General features: G+C 66.7%; 15 protein-coding genes. 2 read left to right on the top strand and 13 right to left on the bottom strand.

Annotated elements, in window-relative coordinates; all coding sequences use genetic code 11:
* Positions 1-12: 12 nt before the first annotated feature.
* The 3 genes from FLM21_RS04265 to FLM21_RS04255 form a co-directional block, all read right to left on the bottom strand.
* Positions 13-1,449: a hypothetical protein gene (locus tag FLM21_RS04265; protein WP_148714380.1), complete on the bottom strand. Its 1,437-nt coding sequence runs from the start codon at positions 1,447-1,449 to the stop codon at positions 13-15.
* Positions 1,446-3,524 (bottom strand): TonB-dependent receptor family protein, encoded by a 2,079-nt coding sequence (locus tag FLM21_RS04260; RefSeq protein WP_148714379.1) that lies wholly within the window; start codon positions 3,522-3,524, stop codon positions 1,446-1,448. The genes FLM21_RS04265 and FLM21_RS04260 overlap by 4 nt, the downstream gene beginning before the upstream one ends.
* Before the next feature lie 128 nt (positions 3,525-3,652).
* Positions 3,653-4,024 (bottom strand): DUF2946 family protein, encoded by a 372-nt coding sequence (locus FLM21_RS04255; RefSeq protein ID WP_148714378.1) that lies wholly within the window; start codon positions 4,022-4,024, stop codon positions 3,653-3,655.
* A gap of 179 nt (positions 4,025-4,203) precedes the next feature.
* Between FLM21_RS04255 and FLM21_RS04250 the strand changes: the two genes are divergently transcribed.
* Complete coding sequence (locus tag FLM21_RS04250; protein ID WP_148714377.1) at positions 4,204-4,758, top strand: NADPH-dependent FMN reductase; 555 nt, start codon at positions 4,204-4,206, stop codon at positions 4,756-4,758.
* Positions 4,759-4,827: 69 nt separating this feature from the next.
* Here FLM21_RS04250 and tkt read toward each other — a convergent pair whose 3' ends face one another.
* From tkt to FLM21_RS04235, 3 genes are all read right to left on the bottom strand, one after another.
* Entirely contained in the window at positions 4,828-6,831 is a 2,004-nt protein-coding gene (tkt, locus tag FLM21_RS04245) for a transketolase (protein ID WP_148714376.1), read from the bottom strand.
* 148 nt (positions 6,832-6,979) lie between these two features.
* Entirely contained in the window at positions 6,980-7,990 is a 1,011-nt protein-coding gene (locus tag FLM21_RS04240; protein ID WP_148714375.1) for a sulfotransferase family protein, read from the bottom strand.
* A complete protein-coding gene (locus FLM21_RS04235; protein ID WP_148714374.1) occupies positions 7,978-8,778 on the bottom strand; it encodes an aspartyl/asparaginyl beta-hydroxylase domain-containing protein in 801 nt (266 codons plus the stop codon). Before FLM21_RS04235 ends, FLM21_RS04240 begins: the two co-directional genes overlap by 13 nt.
* A 63-nt stretch (positions 8,779-8,841) precedes the next feature.
* On the opposite strand from FLM21_RS04235, the gene cysC reads away from it, so the two are divergent.
* Positions 8,842-9,435, top strand: coding sequence for an adenylyl-sulfate kinase (cysC, locus tag FLM21_RS04230; protein WP_148714373.1), 594 nt, complete (start codon positions 8,842-8,844; stop codon positions 9,433-9,435).
* On the opposite strand, the gene FLM21_RS04225 is transcribed toward cysC, so the two are convergent.
* The 7 genes from FLM21_RS04225 to FLM21_RS04195 all read right to left on the bottom strand — a co-directional run bounded on the left by FLM21_RS04225 (position 9,365) and on the right by FLM21_RS04195 (position 20,311).
* The gene (locus FLM21_RS04225) at positions 9,365-10,690 is read right to left on the bottom strand and encodes a GGDEF domain-containing protein (protein ID WP_187360085.1); all 1,326 of its coding nucleotides are present in this window, start codon (positions 10,688-10,690) and stop codon (positions 9,365-9,367) included. The genes cysC and FLM21_RS04225 overlap by 71 nt on opposite strands.
* Before the next feature lie 77 nt (positions 10,691-10,767).
* Positions 10,768-13,116 (bottom strand): GspE/PulE family protein, encoded by a 2,349-nt coding sequence (locus FLM21_RS04220; protein ID WP_148714371.1) that lies wholly within the window; start codon positions 13,114-13,116, stop codon positions 10,768-10,770.
* Between the two features lie 8 nt (positions 13,117-13,124).
* Positions 13,125-13,898, bottom strand: coding sequence for an MBL fold metallo-hydrolase (locus FLM21_RS04215; protein WP_148714370.1), 774 nt, complete (start codon positions 13,896-13,898; stop codon positions 13,125-13,127).
* A 126-nt stretch (positions 13,899-14,024) separates the two neighbouring features.
* The gene (locus FLM21_RS04210) at positions 14,025-16,226 is read right to left on the bottom strand and encodes a CHASE2 domain-containing protein (protein ID WP_148714369.1); all 2,202 of its coding nucleotides are present in this window, start codon (positions 16,224-16,226) and stop codon (positions 14,025-14,027) included.
* A 16-nt stretch (positions 16,227-16,242) separates the two neighbouring features.
* Positions 16,243-16,932 carry an FHA domain-containing protein gene (locus FLM21_RS04205; RefSeq protein ID WP_148714368.1) on the bottom strand — a complete coding sequence of 230 codons (690 nt, stop codon included), beginning with the start codon at positions 16,930-16,932 and terminating at the stop codon, positions 16,243-16,245.
* Positions 16,933-16,965: 33 nt separating this feature from the next.
* Positions 16,966-17,796, bottom strand: coding sequence for a Stp1/IreP family PP2C-type Ser/Thr phosphatase (locus FLM21_RS04200; protein WP_187360084.1), 831 nt, complete (start codon positions 17,794-17,796; stop codon positions 16,966-16,968).
* Positions 17,789-20,311 carry a CHASE2 domain-containing serine/threonine-protein kinase gene (locus FLM21_RS04195; RefSeq protein WP_148714367.1) on the bottom strand — a complete coding sequence of 841 codons (2,523 nt, stop codon included), beginning with the start codon at positions 20,309-20,311 and terminating at the stop codon, positions 17,789-17,791. Before FLM21_RS04195 ends, FLM21_RS04200 begins: the two co-directional genes overlap by 8 nt.
* Between the last annotated feature and the right edge of the window lie 46 nt (positions 20,312-20,357).

The raw sequence follows: 20,357 nt of genomic DNA, 5'->3' as shown, positions 1-20,357 counted from the left end.
CGCCCTGCCCCATCAGCGTCTCCGCCTGCGCCACAGCAGGATACCTGCCACCGCCGCCGCCACGTTCGCCGCGGCGAAGCTCGCCAGGATCAGATCGCGCGGCGTCTTGCCGAGACCATCAAGCCAGTGCCACTTGTGCAGCGTGGCAAACACATAGCCTTCATTGCGATCAGCATCCTCCACCCGGGTGGAGAAGGCACCGGTCGCCGGCTCCACATACCAGGCCGGATGCCCGGGTGCAGCGAAATCGACGCGATAGACCGGCAACCGCTTCTGGAAGAAGCCGTACTCTCCCCCGAACTCGCTCACCAGGCTGACCTTGGCAATCGGTGCATCCGGCGCCCCAGCCGCCCGTGCCAGCTGGCCGGCGTGAGCCTCGGCCGTGCCTTCCGGCAGCCAGGCCCGCCCGTCGTGATAGCGCGGTAGCGCGGACATCGCGGCATGGTCATGGTGGTGAGCGTGCTCGCCACCCGCCGGCAGCGGCGCCGCAGCGGCCAGCCAGGCTGGCGCACCGGAAAGCGAGACCGCAACCAGTGCCGTCACGCCCTCGGGCACGCTCGCCAGCGCTGGAATGGCAGGCAGCGCCGCGATGGCCGGTGCGGGGGGATTGGGTCGGGAGAACCACAAGTGGATCAAGCCGCTGCCTGTCAGCAGCAGGCCGGCCGCACCCACCAGCAGTGCCAGCGTGCGATGCACACGGCGGCCCGTGGGCTGATTTGCGCGTAGAGTGCCGGCCCGCCAGCGCAATGCGTACAGCGTGAAGCCGCCGAGCAACGTGACGAAAGCCGTACCGACCAGCAGGCTGATGCCAGCCTGCTTGGCCACGCCGTCCCCCGCCCAGGCCCAGCTGTGCACGAACACGAAGATCGTCGACAGCACGCGCTTGCTGTCATTGGTCAGCGCCGCCAACCGCCCGCCGTCGGTATCGACAAAGGCGGTCAGCCCGTCCTCACGGGCGAAATCAACGCGCCAGACCGGCAGCAGCTTGTTCATCGGCAGGTAGTCCGGTCCGAAGCGGGTGACCGACTCGATGCGGGCAATGGGACTCACGGCATCGCCAGCGAAACCTCGCGCCAGCCGCTCGGCCTCGCGCTGATCAGCACCGGCGATCTCCCCACCACTTGCCGCATCGAACCAGCGCACCTGGCCATCACCGTGCTGCCGCCAGGCCGGCCGGCCATCGAGCATGGTCAGCCGTAGCGCGGCGAGCGTCTTCACCGCTGGCGGCGGCACCGGCTGGAGGTCGGCCGGCAGCGCCGGTGGTGGCGCCAGCCGCGCCGGGCTGGGCGTCAGCGCCGACATCACCGGGTGCATCACCCCGGTGGCGCCCCACAACAGCACTGCAATGAAGGCCGGCCACGCCAGCCAGCGATGCCAGCGCGTCAGCCAGGCCGGTACGGTCCGCTGCCGGGCAGGGGCGACCATGGAAATGGGTTCACGTGCGCTCATTGCCCTGCTCCTCCGAAACGATATCGGGCGCCGACCAGGAAGGTACGCGGTGCGCCAGCGGTGTAGGTGTCCTGTGCTTCCGGATTGCGGGCGCCGACACCGGTGTAGGTGGATGCGGCGATCTCGGCGTAATGCCGGTCGGTCAGGTTGCTGACCGACCCCCATAGCTCCCACTGGCTGAGCTGCCAGCTCGCGCGCAGGTTCAGCAGCGTGTAGCCGCCGTAGCGTTCGGTATTGGCGTTGTTCATCCAGTACTCGCCGACGTATTGCGCTTCCAGCGCGATGCGGGCAGCGGGCAGCGGCTTGAAGCCGAGCTCGGCGTTGGCGATCCAGTCCGGTGCGGCCGGCATGTCGCGGCCGTCGTAGGACAGGGTCGGTGAGGCTTGGTACTCGACGAACTCGTGCCGGGCCCACGCGCCGCTGACACGCGCGTCCCAGCGGGCATCGCGCCACGACGCGCCGAATTCCACGCCGGTATGGCGGGTCTTGCCGGCATTGCGCGGCTCGGAGCGACCCGGCTGGATGCTGAAGTTGACCACCTCGTCGTGCCCGGTCAGCCGGTACACGGTGGCTTCCAGCGCCAAGCCCGCCAGCGGCTCGGCCCGGATGCCAGCCTCCAGGTTGTCGAAGGTCGACTCCTTCAAATCCGGCGCATCCAAGGACGAGAACAGCGCGCTGACTTCGGGCGGGGTGAAGGCGCGCGACATGCTGGCGTAGACATTGATCGCCTCGCTCGCCTGCCAGGTGACGCCCAGGCGTGGCGATACGGCGGAGAAGGTCTTGTCCTGGCTGGGTGCGCCGGTCTGGCTTGAGGGCTGCAGCCGGTTTTCGTAGTCGTAGCCGATATGGTCGTAACGCAGGCCGGCCGACACGCGCCAAGCCGGGGCGGCCTGCCAGTGCGCTTCGCCATAGAGCGCGCTGTTGTCCAGCATCACCTCGTAGTCACGGCGCAATCCGAGCCGGGTATAGCCGGTGTACTTGCCGCTGGCCGCATCGCGGCTCACCGCAAGGTTGTATTCGGTCTGCTCGTCCGGACTGCGTTCCAGCGTGGCACCGCCGACCAGCCGCCAGTCGCCAAGCGCCTGTTCATGGCGGGCATCGAGGCCGTAGGAGGTGAAGCGGTTGTCGGTGGTGCGGCCGGACGCGGTGTTCGCGCCAGTGTTGAAGATCAGGTAGCTCGGCAGCTGCTCGGTGCGGTTGTCGCGCAGGTACAGCGTGGCGGTACTGGTGCCGCCCTCGTTGAAACTGCCGGAGAGCTGGGTGGTGGCGCGCAGCGCATCGACCTCGCGATAGGTGAAGGTCTGCTGGCTGAAGCTCGGATCGTCGGCAAACTGCGATGGCGTCAGGCTGCCAGCCATGTCGGTGTACAGGTGGTTGGCAGTGACGGTGGTCTTCCACAGCGTGTCGCCGAACCACTTGTCCACTCGCAAGGTACCGCCTTCCTTGTCGAAGTCGGCGTAGTCCTGCCAATCCGAACGACCGCGCGCCACATAGCCGGCAAAACGGGCCGCGAGATCGTCGCGTCCGCCTTCCAGCACCACGTCGCCGCGCCAGTAGCCGTGATCGTCGCCACGCACGGCCACCTCGCCGCCGAATCCCGGCCGCGGCGCGCGGGTGTTGAAATTGACCGCACCGCCAACGGCATTGGCACCGAACAGGCTGGAAGCCGGTCCGCGCACCACCTCGATGCCGTCGGCACCGGGCAGGTTCACTTCGTAGAGCGCGTTATGGTTGAAGATGCCGACAGGACGGATCGGCACGCCATCTTCCAGGAACTGGTAGTAGGCGTTGTACGTCATCGGCTGGCGGATCGAGAGGTTGTGCTGCTCGTTGCCCAGATTGGGCATCAGCACGCCCGGCGTCTGGTTCAGCGCCTGGCCGATGAAGGTGGGCTTCAGCTGCTCCAGCTGCTGCGCATTGACCACGCCGACGGCAGCGGCAGTGTCCTTGAGTGCGGCGCCACCGCGCTCGGCGGAGACGATGACGGTATCGAGCGTGCTATCCGCGGCGTGGGCGCAGCTCGAGGCAACGGCGAGCGCCAGCGCGCGCACCGCCAGGTTGGGACGGCAAAACATGGTATTCCCCTGCTCGGCCGGGGCTCATTGGGCCCGGCCATGATCTGGTGGGCCGCCCACAGGTCAGCAACGCCGACACACGCGAACGCGGCGCAGCGGCAAACCGGGGCGGCAACGGGAACGGTCGATCAGGCGCCGGGCGGGCCTTGGGCAGGGGGGTGGTGGTGTTCGGGATGGCTGTCGGAGAGCGCCACCGTTGCCGCTACGGGCGGCGGCAGGTGCGTGGCCAGCGGCACCACCTGCGTGCTGCTGGGTAGCGGCAGCACGCCGTGTGCCGCCTGCGCGGCGCAGATCGGGCAGGTCTTGACCAGCGCCTGCCCGGCCTGACCATCGTCGCCCGACAAGGGCACCAGCTGCACCTGCTGGCCCATGCTGGAACACATGGCAAGCGCGAGCGTGCCGCTGCTGGCCGTGCCAGCATGGACCAGCGGCAACAGCAGGTGCAGGGCCAGCGCGACAAGAGCGAACCAGCCGTAGAAGGGGCGACGCAAGCGGTGCATGACGAGGGGATGCAAGTGGTAGCGCGATGGTATCCGGTTTGAGACCACTCCGCGCCCGTCGCCGACGGCAGCGTCGTGCTCCCGCCACACGCCGCCCGGCACGGCACCGGGCAATCTTCACATGCTGCCCGCCGGGGCGTGCTCTAGTCTGGTTCGACCATTCCTTTTCGGAGCAAGCGATGACCCGCATTCTTGGCATATCCGGCAGCCTGCGCGCCCAGTCCTACAACACCTCGCTCTTGAAGGAGGCCCAGCGGCTGGCCGGCCAAGACGTCGAGTTCGACGTCGCCACGCTGCATGGCATTCCGCTGTACGACGGCGACGTGGAGGCGGCCGGGATGCCGGAGGCGGTCGAGGCGTTGAAGGCGCGCGTGATCGCGGCAGATGGCGTGCTGCTGGTTTCGCCCGAATACAACAACGGCGTGCCCGGCGTGTTCAAGAACGCGATCGACTGGTTGTCACGACCACCGGCCGACAGCGAGAAGGTATTCAAGGGCCGGCCGTTCGCCGTGATCGGCGCCTCGCCCGGCGGATTCGGCACCATCCTGGCACAGGCGGCATGGCTGCCCATCCTGCGCACGCTGGGCGCACAGCAGTGGGCGGGTGGGCGACTGATGCTGTCGCGCGCCAACCAGGCGTTCGACGACGATGGCAAGCTGGTGGACGAGCGCACCCGCGAGCAGCTGCGTGCCTTTGTCGCGGGCTTTGCCGAGTTCGCGCGCAAGGCACGCTGAGCCGGTTTTGCACCGACAAAACAAAACGGGCAGCCTGCAGGCTGCCCGTTCTGCATCAAGCGATACGACTTACTTGATGATGGCCTTGGCCTTGGCGACTGCGTTCTCGACGGTGAAGCCGAATTCCTTGAACAGCAGCGGTGCCGGAGCGGATTCGCCGAAGCGGTCCATGCCCAGCACGTCGCCTTCGAGGCCGACATACTTGCGCCAGAAGTCGGACACGCCCACTTCGATCGCCAGACGCGGCACACCGGCCGGCAGTACACTGGCCTGGTAGGCCTTGTCCTGCTTGTCGAACACGTTGGTCGACGGCATCGACACCACACGCGACGCGACGCCTTCAGCAGCCAGCGCTTCGTGGGCCTTCACGGCCAGATCGAGTTCCGAACCGGTGGCAATGATCACGACCTTGGGGTTGGCCGCATCACGCAGCACATAGCCACCCTTGGCGATGGCGGCGATCTGCTCATCATTGCGAGCCTGGAACTGCAGGTTCTGGCGGGTGAAGATCAGCGTCGACGGCGTGGCCTTCTGCTCGATGGCATGAGCCCATGCCACCATGCTTTCCACGGTGTCGGCCGGGCGCCACACGTCCATGTTCGGGATGTAGCGCAGCGTGGCGGTCTGCTCCACCGGCTGGTGGGTCGGGCCGTCTTCGCCGACGCCGATCGAATCGTGCGTGAACACGAACAGCTGCGGGATCTTCATCAGCGCGGCCATGCGCAGCGCATTGCGGGCGTATTCGCTGAACATCAGGAAGGTGGCGCCGTACGGGCGATAACCGCCATGCAGCAGGATGCCGTTCATGATGGCGGACATGCCGAACTCGCGCACGCCGTAGCTGATGTAGTTGCCCGACAGCGAGTTGTCCGCTTCGCGGGTCAGCTGCACGCTGGTCTTGACGTTGGTCAGGTTGGAACCGGTCAGATCGGCCGAGCCACCGAGGAATTCCGGCAGCGCCGGGGCGTAGGCGTTCAGTGCGTTCTGCGACGCCTTGCGGGTGGCCACGGTCTCGGCCTTGCTGTTGGCTTCGGCGACCGATGCCTTGACCACGTCGGCCCAGTTGGCCGGCAGCTCACCGGCGTTACGGCGCTTGAATTCAACAGCCAGTTCCGGGAACTGGGCTTCGTACTTGGCAAACAGGGCGTTCCACTCGCCTTCCCACTTGGTGCCCAGCTCCTTCTTGTCCCAGCCGGCATAGACATCGGCCGGGATTTCGAACGGGCCATGGTTCCAGCCGATGGCAGCGCGGGTGGCGGCGATTTCGGCGTCGCCCAGCGGTGCGCCGTGCGAATCATGGCTGTCGGCCTTGTTGGGCGAGCCCTTGCCGATGATGGTCTTGCAGCAGATCAGCGTCGGACGCTGGTTTTCCTGCTTGGCCTGCTCAATGGCAGCCAGCACGGCTTCGGTGTTGTGACCGTCGATCGAGCGGATCACGTTCCAGCCATAGGCTTCGAAGCGGCCGGGGATGTCTTCGGTGAACCACTTGTCGGTGTGGCCGTCGATGGAGATGCCGTTGTCGTCCCAGAAGGCGACGAGCTTGTTCAGGCCCCAGGTGGCGGCCAGCGCGCAGGCTTCGTGGCTCACGCCTTCCATCATACAACCGTCGCCCAGGAACACCCAGGTACGGTGGTCAACGATATCGAGGCCCGGCTTGTTGAACTCCTGGCCCAGCAGCTTTTCGGCGAGCGCAAAGCCCACGGCGTTGGCAATGCCCTGGCCCAGCGGGCCGGTGGTGGTTTCCACGCCGTCGGTGTAGCCATATTCCGGGTGGCCCGGAGTCTTGCTGTGCAGCTGGCGGAAGCTCTTCAGCTCTTCGATCGGCAGGTTGTAGCCGGTGAGGTGCAGCAGTGCGTACTGCAGCATCGAGCCGTGACCGTTGGAGAGGACGAAGCGATCGCGGTTGGCCCACTTCGGGTTCTGCGGGTTGTGGCGGTAGTTTCCCTCGCCCCACAGCGCCACGGAGATCTCGGCCATGCCCATGGGCATGCCGGGGTGACCGGAGTTGGCTTTCTGGACGGCATCCATCGCCAGGGCGCGGATGGCATTGGCGAGATCGGTACGCGTAGCCATTGAAAATCCTCAGTGTTGGTGATGTAAAACGGGTCGCGGCGCGTGCGCGCGAAAACCAGCCATTATCCCGTCTCGTCGGCGTGCGGACAACAGAAGCACACACAAATCCATTGGGGTTATACGCGAGGAGAAGCGGCGCGGCCTTGCGCTACGGCAAGCCAGCCACCTGTCGGTTCCCGCCGTTGGCTCCGCCACGCAGGGCCTCGAGCGCGCGGTAGGGCTCGCCGGCCCAGCGCTCGACCAACTCGAGCAGCGCCGGATCGGCAGCGGCCTGCTTGTCGGCACTATCGGCGCGGAACGTTTCATCCGGGCGCTTGGCATTGCGCTGGCCAGCGATCGCCAGTGCGTCGCGCGCAGCCGCGCCCAGCTCGAATACCGGTGCGAGCTCGCCCCAGATCGCCTGCGGCAGCGCGGGATAGGCCAGTGGCCGCATGGTGCCGGCGCGGCACTCGGCAAGCCCGGCGGCAAGGATGCGGCCGATCACCCGGGCAATGTATTCGGCACGCGGCAAGGTGACCGGCAGGTCGTCCCACAACGGCGACGGGCCGTTCACGCCCGGCACCGTGTGCACGCCGGGCTGGTGCAGGTGGGAAACCACGATCTCGACCGGGTCGCGGTAGACGAACAGCGCCGGCACGCCGGGAAACGCCGCCCGCAGCAGGCCGGCCTCGGCCACGCTCCACGCATCGAGCTTGAACACCATCGCGCGCTCGCTGCCTCGCCGCGGCCGGCCATAGGCGCGCGCCAGCTGGCGCAGCGCGGTGACCTGTTCGGCTTCGCTCCAGCCCGGATCGCGATAGCGCGCCCGCAGCAGCTGGTCGATGGGCATGGCCTCCGCGTAGACGGCGTGGCTGGGCTGGCTGGCCAGCATTTGTGCGATCAGCGTCGAGCCACAGCGCGAGGCATGATAGACCAGCGCAGTCAGCGGCACCGCCGGCCAGTCACCGGCAGCGAGCGCCTCCGGCGTGCACGACGGGCGCAATGCCTGGTTGAACGGCAGGCGCAGCGCATCCTCCACGCTATCGCGAAAGAACGGCGCATCGAGCGGCTGCCGATCGAACCAGGCCCAATCGAAACGCCATGCATCGTCGGCGCGCCAGGCGCGGATCGGCAGCCAGCCGGGCTGGGCGAAAAAGGCGGGCGGACTCAGACGATCCATTGCGTCATCCAGTCACGCCGACCACGGCGCATTGCAGCAGCCAGATCATCCTCGCCAAAGTGGTAGTCCATCGCGGCAGCCTCGCCCAGCACTGCGACACGGAAAGCCGATGGGTCGGTGAGCTCGGCCAATGCCCGCATCCTGGCCGGATCGGCCAATACCGCATCCCGAAAGCGGGCGAGTTCGCGCTCGCCACGGGCTGGCTGTGGCGCCGGGGTACCGGCGAGGCCGGCAGCAATGGCGGCCAGCAGCGCCGGCCCGCGGCGCACATCGACCACCAGATGGACGCGATCGCGAGGGCTCGCGTTGTCGACACGATGCGGCAACGACAGATCGAGCATCCAGCACTCGCCCACCCGCATCGGGATGGCCCGGCCGGCCACGCAGAACTCGACAGCGTCGTCGGTCTGCAGCGGGATATGCAGCCGCAGGTCGCCGTCCGCGTCACCAAGATCCGGATCTGCATGCTCGAGGATGCGTGAGCCGGGCGCGAGCTTGAGCAGCCGCGCGCTGCGCGCGGTGCCGGGCAATGCCGCCAGTACGGCACGCCAGCCCGGTTGCGCCCGTAGCAGCGCCGTTTCGATGACCGTCTCGTCGCGCCCGGGCGGTGCCAGTGGCGTCGGCGCCTGTGCCGGAGCGACCAGCGCAGCGCCCGACCAGCCGCCGACGTAGTTGCCGGTATTGAAGTGCGCGTGCCATGCCGCCTCGGGCACGGCGGCCAGGAGGCTTGCCAGCTGCGCAGGATCGAACGACAACGGCAAGCGGGAACAGAGCGGCAGCGCGGGCATGCTCGGGATGACATCGGGTTGGGGATGCCGCATTCTAGGCGGGTTTACGTTGAGGTGACCATCATGCTGCCCGCCCTGCTGTTCACTGGCCTGCCTGGCGCCGGCAAATCGACACTGGCGCATGCGCTGTCGCTTGCACTGGTCGAGCGCGGCCTCAACAACCAGGTGCTCGATGGCGATGTGCTGCGCGCCGGCCCCTGTGCCGATCTTGGCTACAGCGATGCCGACCGGCTGGAACAGGCCCGCCGCGCCGGCGCGATGGCGCAGCAGCTACGGCAGGACGGCATCCTGCCGCTGGTGGCACTGATTGCGCCGCGTGCAATCCATCGCAGCGCATTGCGCGCGGCAGTGGACGGTGCCTTGATCGAAGTGTGGTGCAGCACGCCGCTGGCCGTGTGCGAAGCGCGCGATCCCAAAGGCCTGTATGCCGCGGCGCGTGCCGGCACGGTAAAGGGACTGACCGGCATCGATGCGCCGTACGAGCCGCCACAGGCGGCGCTGGCGCTCGACACCAGCGTGCTCGATCACGCCAGCTGCGTGGCCCGGCTGCTGTTGCTACTGGCGCCATACCTGTCCCCAGCAAGCGTCAGTCAGCCAGTTCCACCCGGTTCCGACCGCCCTGCTTGGCCCGGTACAGCGCCGCATCCGCGCGACTGATGCAATCCTGGATGCGCTCCAGCTTGAGCTCGGCCACGCCAAAGCTGGCCGTCACGCCCTCGGCGATCGGCCATTGCGCTGACTGCATTGCATCGCGCAGCTTGCCGGCCAGCGCGGCGGCGGCGTCCAGCGTGGTATCGGGCAGCACCAGCAGAAATTCCTCGCCGCCCCAGCGCACCAGTTGATCCTGGCCGCGCGTTGCGGCGCGGATCACCTCGACGAAACGCACCAGCACCGCATCACCCATGGCGTGGCCGTGGCTGTCGTTGATGCGCTTGAAATGGTCGAGATCGGCAAACAACAGCGACATATGCCGCCCCTGCTGTTGCGCCTCGACCGAGCCGTCGTACAAGAGATCGCGGGCACCGGCGCGGTTCAATGCACCAGTCAGCGGATCACGATGCGCCATGTGGGTGAGCTCTTCGCCCTTGAGCTGCAGGCTCTGGTTCAGCGCCTGCAGATCGGCTTCGCGATCGCGTGCTAATCGCAACGCCAACCGGGCGCGCGAGAAAGCGGCCGCCAGGTAGACCACGGAGGCCAGCAGCCACATGGCGATGATGGCGAGCCGCAACTGCGCCGCGCTCAGCCATTTGCCGTGGAATTCGATCGACTCTACCTCAATGCGGTGTGCACCGGGCGTGGTGATTTCGCCGGTGGCGATGTCGATGGCAGTGATATGGCGAAAATCGGGCTGGCTGTGCTCAAGCGGGATGTTCATCTCCTCGCGCCACCAGCCGGCCACGGAGAAATTGCCCAAGCCCACCGTCAAGCCTTGCGGATAGCGGGCAGGCTCGTACGAGAGCTCGTTGATCTTGTCGGAGACCGGGTTATCCGCCCGCGAATAGCGCGGATCGTGGTTGAGCAGATAGACCCGCACCCGCTTGCTCTGACCGCTGTAGTGCAGCTTGAGGCGAATGGTATCGAAGCGGCTGAGGTCCAGCCCCTGCGGGGGCTTGGCGAGCACCATCTTCAGCTCGCAGAAAGGCCACTGGTAGGTCATCTCGATCTTGCAGTCGACGCCAACGCCGCGCTCGCTGCGCACCAGCCGCGCCACCGAGCTGCCACCCTGGCTGCGATCGTCAATGGCGTGGAAGGCCACCTTGGACTGCGCATCGATGCGCAGCACACGATTCATGCCGTATTCATGCCAGACCAGCAGCAGCAACGTCAGCGCCACCAGCGCCACCAGCGCCAGCACGCCGACAGTGGCACGTCGCAATACCGGTTCTTGCGCCGCTCGGGCAGCGGAAGGCATAGCCAACCCCATCAGATCGAAAGCTTTAATCTTACGCCGTCAAACATTAGCAATCATTGATGTTCGGACCGGCGGTGCTACTTGATGCACACGGCGCGCACCTGGTGCAGATCGGTGATGCCGGCCAGCACTTTCTCAATGCCATCCTGCTTCAGCGTGCGCATGCCCTCTTCCAGCGCCTGCGCCAGGATCTGCGCCACCCGGGCGCGCTCCTGCACCAGCCGCTTGACTTCGTCGCTGCCCACCAGCAGCTCGTGCAGGCCCACCCGGCCCTTGTAGCCAGTGTTGTTGCAAGCCTCGCAGCCCACCGGCTCATACAGCGTGATCTTGCCGTCCTCACCACCAAAGCGCTTGATCCATTCCTGGTAGATCGCCTCGAAGCTCGCTTTGGGATTCTCCTGCCAGGCCCGGGTGTGCTGCAGCTCGCTGGCATATTCGTCGAGCATCAGCTTCAGCTCCGCCTGCGTTGCCACATAGGGCCTCTTGCAGCTGCATAGCCGTCGCGCCAGCCGCTGCGCCAGGATGCCGAGCAGCGCATCGGCGAAATTGAACGGGTCCATGCCCATGTCCAGGAGGCGGATCACCGATTCGGGCGCGCTGTTGGTATGCAGCGTGGCCAGCACCAGGTGGCCGGTCAGAGAGGCCTCGATGCCGATGCCGGTGGTCTCGGCATCGCGCATTTCACCGACCATGATGATGTCCGGATCAGCGCGCAGGAAGGCGCGCATCACGCTGGCAAAGGTGAGACCGGCCTTCACGTTCACCTGCACCTGGCGCAGGCCCTTCTGCGTGATCTCGACCGGGTCTTCGGCAGTCCAGATCTTGGTCTCGTCGGTGTTGAGGTGCTTGAGCACCGAGTGCAGCGTGGTGGTCTTGCCCGAGCCGGTGGGACCGCAGACGAAGAACAGGCCGTAGGGCTTGGCGACCACCGACTTCAGCGTCGTCAGGTTGTACGGCGACAGTGCCAGCTTGTCGAGCGGCAGCGGCTCGCCCGCGGCGAGGATACGCATCACCACGTCCTCCACCCCGCCTGCAGTCGGGATGGTGGCGACGCGCAGCTCGATGTCGAGGCCCGGCATGAATTTCTTGAACTTGATCTTGCCGTCCTGCGGCTTGCGCCGTTCGGAGATGTCGAGATCGCACATGATCTTGAGCCGGGTGACCATGGGGCTGCGGTACGCCGCCGGCACTTCGCGGTAGACCGACAGCGCGCCATCGCGGCGGAAGCGGATGCGCAGCTTGTCGTTGCCGGGGGCGGGCTCGATGTGGATGTCGGAGGCGCCCTGGCGGTGCGCGTCAACGATGATCTGGTTCACCAGCTTCACCAGCTCGTTGTCCTGCGCAGCGGTGATGTCCTCGCTGGTCAGCGTCTCGATCTCGTCGCCTTCCATGCCCGACAGCAGCGCATCGATGTCGCCACCGCCGATGCCGTTTTCCTCGCCGAAGAACTGCGCCAGCGTCTGCTGGAATTCGGCGCGGGTGGTGATGCGGAACGCCACCTGCCGGCCTGGGAACACGTGGGCGACCACGTGGCCGGCGCGCACGCGCTCCGGATCGGTCGCGATCACGGTCAGCTGTTTGCCGTCGCCCTCCACCGGCAGCCATTCGTGCTCGGCCGCGTACTCGCGCTTGATCGATTTCATCAGATCGAGCGGCTTGGCCCGCTCGGCACGGAACGGCTCGTAGGGCACGCCGAAGAACTGCGCCAGCGCAGCCCCCAGCACCGCCGGCTTCACCTGGTAGTTCTGCGTCAGCACCGTTTCCAGATCGAGCTTGGCACGCTGCGCCTCACGCACCGCCACCTGGAACGCCGACGGCGTCATCGCGCCGCTGGTGACGAGCCCCTGGTACTTGCCGTACGGGCCGAACGGGAACGGCTGCTGGCGCTGGCGCAAGGCCACCGCGAGCGTCTTGGCAAACAGGCGCACGCCCTCCTCGCCCATCGCGTCGAACGGCTGTTGGCTGCGGCGGTTGATCAGCTGGATCACCCCGATCAGCGTGCCGTCTGCCTCGGCAAGGATGGGCGCGGCCAGCATCTCGCGCGCCTTGAAGCCGGTCTGCTTGTCCACCGCCTGCAGGAACTGCAGCGTGGGGCTGTAGGCAGCGAGCTCCTGCGCGTCGTACACATTGCGGATGTTCACCAGCCGCTTGTGGTTGGCCACGTAGCCGGCGATGCTGCGGTCATCCACCGGGATGCGCAGCTCGCGAAAGCCTTCCAGCCCGGTCTTGAGCCGGGAGACGATCTCGTTACCGTCGTCGCCAGCGATGTAGATGGTGATGCGCTCGGCGCCGAACACCTCGCACACGGCCGGGCCGATCTCCAGCAGGATCTCGTCGAGGTTGGCGGTGTCATGCACCCGCGTGGTCAGCGCCTGCAGCTGGCGCATGAAGTCGAGGGCATCGGGGGCGGTGACGGACTGGTTCATCGTGTCTCTCAGAAGGTCAGCACCTGCCCCTGTTCCAGGCGGGCGATGCGGTAGGCGTGGCCGGCAGCGAGCACCTGCTGCATGGTGAGCTGGTGGTCGGCCGGCTTGAGGTGGGTGATCAGCAGCTCGACTTCGGCGGGTCGATCGAGTTGGGCCAGCGCCTCGATCAGCAGGCGTGGCGAGAAGTGGCGCGACAGCTTGGCAAGCCCTTCCTCGCGATCGGCGAAGGCGGTCTCGATGATCAGCGTCTTCAGGTTGTCGATGGCGTTGACGGCCTGCCACAGCTCGACGCAATCGGCGGTGTCGCCGGAAAACACCACGGTGGCGTTGCCCGAATCGATGGCATACGCCACCGCCGGCACCGTGTGCAGCGCGGGCAAGGCGGTCAGCACCGCACCCGGCACCGCGCGCGATTCGCCGACGTCCATCGGCGCGAAGCGCAGCATGGCGTTTTCCACGTTGGGAATGGTGGTGAAGTCGGGCCACACCAGCCAGTTGAACACGTGCTGCTTCAGGATGCCGAGCGTCGCCGGCGTCGCATGCACGGTGATCGGCGTCTTGCGGCTGCCAAACACCGTATCGATCAGCATCGGCAGACAGGCTACGTGATCGAGGTGGGCATGGGTGAGGAACACATCGTCGATACGCACCAGTTCGTCGAAGGTCAGATCACCCACGCCGGTACCGGCATCGAGCAGCACCGAATCGCCAAGCAACAAGGCAGTGGTGCGATTGGTGCCGCCGATGCCGCCGCTGCAGCCGAGCACACGCAGCTGCGTCATGTTCGCCTCCGGCCAGCGCCGCCACTTGCCCCGTCTGCGCCGGCAAAGCTGCCGGCCACCCCGTACTTCCTCAACGCATCGTCCTCACAATCGTGGTCTGCCACCGCATGCAGCAAGAATAGGCGCTTATTTATGCTCGAAGCTATGAACCCCATCCCAATCCACCGCTGGCGGCACAGCGCGCCACTGACTGATCCGCGCGAGGTACAGCGCGTAGACGGCAGACTGCGGCTCGGCAGCCTGCAGCTGCAACAGCTGCAGTTCGGCCAGATCCCATTCGCGGGCGCGATAGCGGCGTAGCGCCTCGGCAAACAGCGCGGCGCGATCCTGTGCCGCCGCGTCGTTCGGCGGCAGCGGCTCGTACAGCGTCACCGCCTCGTCGCGGCCGAGTACGCGCACGCGATCGATCTCGCGGTAACTCAGTTGCGGCGCTGCAGTGCGGGTGTCTTCGCCCACCAGCACACCCACGCCGTAGACCTTGGTCAGCCCCTCGATGCGCGAGGCGAGGTTCACCGCGTCGCCCATCACCGTGTAGGTGAGGCGAAAGCGCGAACCGAGGTCGCCGACGGTCACCGTGCCGGTGTTGACGCCGACGCCCACCAAGATCTGCGGCCAGCCGCGCGCGACTAGGCGCGGGTTGAGCGCGGCGATGGCGGTCTGGATGTCGAGCGCAGCGCGTACCGCCTTGTCGGCGTGATCGGGATCGAACACCGGCGCGCCCCAGAACGCCATCACGCAATCGCCGATGTATTTGTCGATGGTGCCCAGGTAACGACTGCGGATCACCGTGGAAATCTCGGTGAGGAATTCGTTCATGAACAACGCCAACTGCTCGGACGACAGGCCTTCCGACAATGCAGTGAAATTGCGCACATCGGTGAACAGCACGGTGAGCTGCTGGCTCTGCCCGCGCATCGTGTATTGCTCCGGGTCCTCACTCATCTGCTCGACAAGCTCGGGCACCACGTACTGGCCGAAGAGGCGGGTCAGCTGGCGCTTGCGCCGCGCTTCGAACACGTAGCCCCAGGCCATGTTGCCGATGTAGAGCAGGCCAAGCAGCAGCAGTGTTGCCGCCAGCGGCATGTCAAGCCGATGTGCCGCCCACAGCCACAGATTGAAGCCGACCGCCAGCAGCGTCAGCCCCAGCAGCAGCGCGGTGGCTGTCAGCGGCGGATGGCGCACCAGCAGCCAGGTGGCGAGCGGCGCCAGCAGCACCAGCAACAGGAACTCTGCCCCGAGCAGATAGCCCGGCTGCTGCGGCAACGCGTTGTCCAGCATGCCGGCAATCAGGTTGGCGTGGATTTCCACGCCCGGATAGGCCTCACCCACCGGCGTCACCCGCAGGTCCTTCAGCCCCGGCGCGCTGGTGCCGAGCAGCACGATACGCTGGCGCAGCCAGCCGGGCTCGACCTTGCCTTCGAGCACGTCGATGGCGGATACGTAGCGGAAGCTGCCTTGTTCGCCACGATAGGGCACCACGACCCAGCCCCGCGCATCGGTCGGCAGCGACATCGGCCCGACGCGCAGCGCCTCCAGCATCTCCTGCCCACCGCCCGACTGCACCACCGGCGACAACGGTGGCTGGCCAAGCGCGGCACGCACCAGCGCCAGCGACAAGGCGGGGTAATAGTGATCGCCGATGCGCGCGATCAACGGCACCCGGCGCGTCACGCCGTCGGCATCGATCGCCGGCACGAAGTGCCCGCCGGCCAGCGCGGCCTGCTGCAGTACCGCCAGATTGCCACCGTAGTGGTTGGCCGAGGTCAGCGTCTGGGCCGTGCCGGCCAGCGCCTCGGCCGGCAGCACCGCTGGCGGCAGCACGCCACTGGAGCGCTCGCCAGCACTACCGGTGAAATAGAAGCCGGTGACCACCGCCCGGCCACGGAACGACGCGGCAAACTGCGCATCGGTATCGAGTTGCGACGCGAGCCGGGTCAGCGCCGGCGCCAGCCCCTGCACATCGGCCAGCGGGCCGGCGGCAAGCTCGCGCAGCCGGGAGAGGCCGCTTTCGTCGGGCTCGGCGAACACCACGTCGAAACCCAGCGCCTTGACGCCATAACGTGCGAACAACGCATCGACAAGGCCAGCAAGCTTGTCGCGCCGCCACGGCCAGCGGCCGAGCGCGGCGAGGCTCTTCTCGTCGATATCGACGATGACCACGCGCGGGTCGATCCCACCCGGCGCCGTGGCGCGCAATCTGAGGTCGTACAGATCGTCGTCGAGCGCTGCGAGGCCGCGCCCCGGCAACACGCCGAGCTGCAGCGCGACAACCAGCAACAGCACCAGCAAGCCAAGCAGCCATTGCGGCCAGTGGACGGGACGACGCATGGTGCTTTGCCGCAGCTCAGCGCAGGAAGAACACCATCTGCACGCCCATCAGCTCGATGGCATCCTCTTCCTTGAGCTGGCGCGCCGAGGCGCCGATCTCGGCACCATTGACCTTGGGATGCTGCTTGCCCTCGACATGGATCAGAAAATAGCCAGTGGGCCGCTTGCTGATCACGGCCACCTGGGTGCCGGCCTTACCCAGCGTGGTGGCCGGCTTGTTGAGCAGCAACTCGCGACCGGCATTGGCCCCCGTCAGCACCTTGACCACGCCGACCGGGCCGTTGGCATCCGCTGCAACAGCCTGTGCAGCCGGCGCGTGAGCCACCGGGGCGGCAGCGGGCCGCGCGGCCGGTTGCGGCGCAGCGGCCTGGCCTGGGCGCATGATCATGGTCTTGTCGAAATCGCCGCCGGCCGGCTGCGCATCCTGCCAGTACTTCAACGTGTACTTGCCGACGGTGATCTCGTCGCCATTGGCGAGCAACTGGCGCTGCACCGGCTTGCCGTTGACCAGCGTGCCATTGGTGCTGCCAAGGTCCTCGACGAAGATGTCACGGCCGACGCGGTCGAACACCGCATGCTCGCCCGATACCGCGATGTTCTCGATCTGGATGTCGTTGCTCGGCCGCCGCCCCACGCTGGTGCGATCGCGCGTGATGCGAAATTCCTTGATCACCGTGCCATCGAGGCACAAAAGCACTTTTGCCATGGTTCTCTCTCCGGGCCGTCGTGGCCCTGGTTTTCATCGGGTGCCGCGCAGCAGCGACGACACCTTGGTCCAGATCGCCCCCTTGCCGGGGAACGGTTTCTTCACTTCGATCAGCAGCACCGAGATATTGTCGCGCCCGCCAGCATCGTTGGCGGCCAGCACCAGCTGCTGCGCCGCCAGCGGCAGGTTGGCGCGCATCGCCACCAGCAGATCGGCGATGTGCTCGTCGTCCAGCATGTCGGTCAGGCCATCCGAGCACAGCAGGTAGAGGTCCCCGACCTCGACCGGATGCTCGGCAAGCTCCACCTCGGCCAGCGGATCGATGCCGACCGCGCGGGTGACCAGATTGCGGTTCTGCGAGTGCCGCGCTTCCTCCGGCGTGATCAGGCCGCTGTCGATCTGCTCCTGCAGGAAGGAATGGTCGCGCGTCAGTTGCTCCAACATCTCGCCGCGCAGCCGGTAGAGCCGCGAATCGCCAACATGCGCAGCCAGCACGCGATCGTCGTAGAACAGCGTGGCAACAACGGTGGTGCCCATGCCGGCGCATTGCGGCTGGCTGAGCGCGGTGCCGTAGATGGCAGCATTGGCCTGCTGCACCGCGTCCTCCAGCACCTGGTGGCCGTAAGGCTCGGCGTCGACCAGCTGGTGTGCCGAGCGCGACTGCAACGCGCCGCGAACCACGTGCAGCATCATCTCGATCGCCATGCCGCTCGCCACTTCGCCGGCGAGGTAACCGCCCATGCCGTCGGCCAGCACGGCGAAGCCCAGCATCGGATCGAAGCCGATCGCATCCTCGTTGTGGTCCCGCACCAGGCCCGGATCGGTCGCGCCTTCGATCTGCAGGATGCGGCTCAGGTCAGCCATGCTGTTGCGCCCTTTGCTTGAGGCCCGCTTCCAGCTTGGCGCATGCCGCGGCGAAATGCGCGCCGCTCTGGAAGCGTTCCTCGGCCTTTTTCTGCAAGGCCTTCATGATGATGGCCGCCAGCATGCCGGGCAGCCGGGGATTGAGCGTGCGCGGATCGGCCGGGCTTTCGTTGGCAATGCGGAACATCAGCTCGGCCATCGATTCTCCGGTGAACGGCAACTGGCCGGTACTGAGCTGGTACAGCATCACGCCGAGTGAGAACAGGTCCGAACGGCCATCGATCTTCTTGCCCGACAACTGCTCGGGCGACATATAGGACGGCGTACCCAGCACCATGCCGGTGCGGGTCTTCGACGAATCGGTGATGCGCGCGATGCCGAAGTCGGTGACCTTCACCGTCTTGCCCTCCGGCTCGTACATGATGTTGGCGGGCTTGATGTCGCGGTGGACCACGCCGTTCTTGTGCGCGTAGTCGAGTGCCTCGGCCACCTGGCGCACCACGGCCACGGTATCGATCAGTGGCAGCAACTGGTCTGGCCGGGTGAACGGCGCCAGGTCCTGTCCCTTGAGGAACTCCATCGCGATGAAGGCGAGGTCATGTTCCTCACCGGCATCGAAGATCGCCACGATATTGGGGTGGCTCAGCCGGCCCGCCGTCTCCGCCTCGCGAAAGAAACGGCTACGCGCTTCATCCAGCATGTCCGGCTCGAACTCCTGCGACAGTGCCATGGTCTTGATCGCTACCACGCGGCCGATCTTGGGATCGCGCCCCATGTAGACCACGCCCATCGCGCCCTTGCCGAGTTCCTTCTCCACCTGGTAGCGGCCCAGCATCGGCTTTTCCACATCGCCGCCGGCCAGCAGCACCGTGCCGCCAGCCGCGCTGCCGCCGCCCAGAATCACCGTCTCGGACATCTGCTTGGCGCGCTTGAGCTTTTCCGGCAGGTCGCGGTACTTGGCGTCGTGCTTGGCCATGTAGCGATAGACGTTCTCGGCCTTGTTGAACTGCCGCTTGCGCTCGAAATCGAGCGCCAGGTTGTAGAGCAGCTCCATCACGTCGTCGTCGAGCGGCACGCGACGGAACTTGTCGAACGCCATGTCGAGCTGGCCCTGCCCCTGGAACGCCAGGCCCAGCATGCGGTTCGATTCGGCCGATTCGGCAGCGCTCTTCTGGCCTTGCTCCTCGGTAACGAGGAAACGTTTGGTGGTCAGCACCGCGTGGCCCAGCAACAACAGCAACGCCGGCGCCATCAACGGTACCCACAGCATGGCCTGCGTCATCAGCGCGAAATGCGCCACGAGGAAGGCCACCAGCAGCGCCAGCGTGACGCCAGCCGCCATGCCGGCACCCAGGCGCGGCAACAGCAGCGTGAGATAGAGCGCAACCAGCAGCACCAGCCCCAGCGTCGCCCCCGGCGCCCAGTGCGGTGCCACGAAATAGTGCTGCTGCAGCAAGGAGGAAAGCGTGTTCGCTGCCAGCAGCACCGGCGACGTTGCCGCGGAGCCCGGCGTGACATAGCTCGCACCGACGCCCAGCGCGGTGGCGCCGATCAACACCACCTTGCCACGGTATTTCTCGGCAGGGATCTTGCCGGCGTAGACGTCGTAGAAAGAATCGACGGTAAAGGCCGGCTTGCCGTCGCGGCTGTAGAAATACGGCATGAAGGTGGCGTCGCTCGCCACCGGCAGCGTCACATTGCCGAGCGTGACGCTGCGACCGAGGTCGAAGCCGATGCGGCCGGTGTCGAGGTTGAGCGTACGCGCCGCCACCGTCAACGGATAGGTGGGAAACAGTGCGCCAAAGTAGTTGACCGCCAGCGGCACCCGCCGCACCACGCCGTCGCTGTCCGGCAGCAGAGATTCACTGGCTACCGCCGTCGCCGCGGCGCCGAGCTGCGGAATCGGCACCACCGCGGCGTTCACCGGCAATGGCAAGCCGTTGGCCGGATCGCCACCCGGCTCGAGCTCGATACGGGCGACGTAATCTGGCAGCGGTTTGTCCGGCTCGCCCTGGCCTTCGCCGAAGGCGAACAACATCGGCAGCACCACGTTGCCGGCCTGCTTGATGCTGGTGGCGAGCTGGCTGTCGACGTCAAGCGCGATCAGCGCCTCGTCGATCTGGCGGCCGAAGCCATCGGGATACGCTTCAGGGTTCTGGCGGAAACGGCGCTGGAATTGCTGCAGGTAGGGCAGGCCGCGGTCGGCCTGCGGCTCGGTGAAGAATACGGTGAAGGCGACCACCTTGGCGCCGCCGCCGGCCAGTTGGCGGATGGCCTTGGCATGCACCTCGCGCGACCACGGCCAGCGGCCGATATTGTCGAGGCTCTGCTGGTCAATCGCGATCACCGCGATGCGCGGATCGGGGCTGCGCTCCGTCAACCGCACGCCCATGTCGTAGGCGCGGTTCTCGATGCCGCTCACCAGCGACGTCAGCAACCACAGCGGCAGGAAGACGGCTGTGACGACAAGCGCCACCACCCAGTCCCGCCGCCATAGCCCCCGCTTCATCCCCATGCCCCGCACCCTTGTTTTTAAGCGCATCGTACTATTGATAGGCCTG

The organism is Chitinolyticbacter meiyuanensis (genome assembly GCF_008033135.1).
Taxonomy (GTDB): Bacteria; Pseudomonadota; Gammaproteobacteria; order Burkholderiales; family Chitinibacteraceae; genus Chitinolyticbacter; species Chitinolyticbacter meiyuanensis.
This window is presented reverse-complemented; position numbering and strand designations above follow the sequence as displayed.